We start from the raw sequence: 2,579 nt of genomic DNA, 5'->3' as shown, positions 1-2,579 counted from the left end.
AACCCCCGCCAGATTCCGCACCGCACCATGCCCGACAGCCACACCCTTCGGCCGCCCCGTCGAACCAGACGTATAGATCACATACGCAAGCCCATGAGCGTTACCGAAGGCCTCGGGCACCGTGCGCTCCAGCGCCTCGATCTCGGCAGCGGTCTCCGCGTCGTCCAGCCACACCACCCCGACGTCCGACACGTCCGCCAGCACCGGGCCGGCAGCCTCGCGCTGCGCCAGCACACAGGCCGCCCCGCTGTCCGCCAGCATGAACGCGACCCGCTCCGCCGGATACTCCGGATCCACCGGCACATACGCCGCCCCCGCCTTCCACACCCCCAACACCGCCGCCACCATCTCCACCCCACGCGGCAGACACAACCCCACCACGCACTCCGGCCCAACCCCCAACCCCCGCAAATACCCGGCAAGCCGATCCGCTCGCGCGTCCAACTCCTCGTACGACACCTCGACATCCCCACACACCACCGCCACCGCACCCGGCGACCGCCCCACCCACCCCTCGAACAACTCCAACACCGACTCATCCGCCATCGCAGCCGAGGTGTCGTTCCAGCCCGCGACTACCTGCCACCGCTCCGACTCCGCAAGCACCTCCACCGCATGGAGCCGCACCTCCGGCGCGGCCACCACCTGCTCCAGCACCCGCACCCAACGCTCGGCGAGTGCCGTGGCCGACCCCGCGTCGAACACGTCGGTCGCCGCCCGCACCACGAACCGCAGCCCGGCCGGACCACCCTGCTCGTCGAACAACTCGCCCGCGGTCACGTCGAGATCGAACTTCGACACGGCCGTTGCGGGCCCTGCCGGCGCCGAGCGTGCAGATTCGGGTCGAGGCAGGTCGAGCGTCGCGCCGTCGACGTTCTGGAGAGTCAGCATCACCTGGAACAGCGGATGCCGCGCCAGCGAACGGACCGGCGCCAGCTCCTCCACCAACCGCTCGAACGGCACATCCTGATGCGCCAACGCCCCGAGACTCCGCTCACGCACCCGCGCCAACACATCACGGAACGTCGGATCGCCACCCAGGTCCGTGCGGATGACCAGGGTGTTCACGAAGAACCCGACGAGATCGTCAAGCCCCTCGTCCGTACGGCCCGCCACCGCAGAGCCGATCGGAATGTCCTCCCCCGCACCCAACCGCGACAACAGCACCGCCAGCGCGGCCTGCAACACCATGAACACCGTCACACCCTCAGCCCTCGCCACCTCCACCAACCGCGCATGCACAGCGGCGCTCACCCTGCGCTCGCTCACATGCCCCAGATGCCCGGCGATCGCTGGGCGGGGACGGTCGAAGGGCAGCTCCAACTCCTCCGGTATGCCCGCCAACGCCGAGCGCCAGTAGTCCACCTGGTGCGACATGAGGCTTTCGGGGTCCGTCCCGTCGCCGAGCAACTCCCGCTGCCACAGCGTGTAGTCCGCGTACTGCACCGGCAACGGCGCCCACTCCGGCGCCCGCCCCTCACACCGCGCCGCATACGCCGCCGAGAGGTCCCGCGCCAACGGCCCCATCGACCAGCCGTCCCCCGCGATGTGATGCACCACCAGGACGAGAACGCACGACTGCGCATCGACCTCCAGCAACGACCCACGGACCGGCAACTCGGCCGTCAGGTCGAAGGCATACCGAGCCCGTTCCCCGATCGCCGCTGCCACCTCGTCGGCCGATGCACCGGCCAGATCCACTACCTCCAGACCCCAGTCCAGTTCACTGTCCGGGACAATGCGCTGATAGGGCTCTCCCTCTGCCTCGGGAAACGTCGTCCGCAACACCTCGTGCCGACCGAGCACGTCCTGCAAGGCCGCCGTCAGGGCCGCCCGGTCCACTTCGGCCGCGAGTGACAGTACGGTCGGGATGTTGTACGTCGGGCTGGGCCCCTCCAACCGGGCAAGGAACCAAAGGCGTTGCTGCCCGTATGACAACGGAGTGCGTTCCGGGCGTTCGACGGCCGCCACCAGCACCGGACGTACGGGACCACTCCGTTCGGCAGCGAGGTGCGCTGCGAGCCCCGCGGGCGTGGGCGCCTGGAACAGAGCCCGGACCCCGACCTCCTCGCCGAGCAGCACCCGGACACGGGAGACCAGCCGAACCGCGAGCAGGGAATGCCCGCCCAGGGCGAAGAAGTCGTCGTCCACACCGACGGACTCCACACCCAGCACCTGCGCGAAGGCCGCGCACAGCAGCTCCTCGCGGAGGTCGGCCGGGGCACGCCCCGAGCCACCCGCCGCGACCTCGGGAGCCGGCAGAGCCGCACGGTCCACCTTCCCGTTCGCATTCAACGGCAACTCGTCCAGCACCACGACAGCCGACGGCACCATGTACCCGGGGAGACGAGTCGCGGTGAACTCCTCGACTTCGGCCACCAGGTCTGTCATGCGCAGTGTCTCGTCGTGGGGTACGACGTAGGCGACCAGACGGAGTTCTCCCTGAGTGTTCGGGCGGGCTACGACGGTTGCGCGAGCGACTGCGGGGTGTGCGGCGACGACCGCCTGCACCTCACCCGGCTCGATCCGGAACCCACGAATCTTCACCTGATCATCCACCCGACCGGCGAACACCAGCC

The 2,579-nt window shown here is 69.5% G+C and carries 1 protein-coding gene; it reads right to left on the bottom strand.

Going from position 1 to position 2,579, the window contains the following annotated elements; translation table 11 throughout:
* The coding region (locus tag AB0D74_RS50335) for a condensation domain-containing protein (protein WP_362603426.1) at nucleotides 1–2,511 on the bottom strand (2,511 nt) is incomplete at its 3' end.
* Between the last annotated feature and the right edge of the window lie 68 nt (nucleotides 2,512–2,579).

The sequence above is a fragment of the Streptomyces sp. NPDC048278 genome (genome assembly GCF_040652195.1).
In the GTDB taxonomy this organism is placed as follows: domain Bacteria; phylum Actinomycetota; class Actinomycetes; order Streptomycetales; family Streptomycetaceae; genus Streptomyces.
The sequence above is the reverse complement of the archived record's forward strand: the minus strand, read 5'-3'. Positions and strand labels throughout refer to the sequence as shown.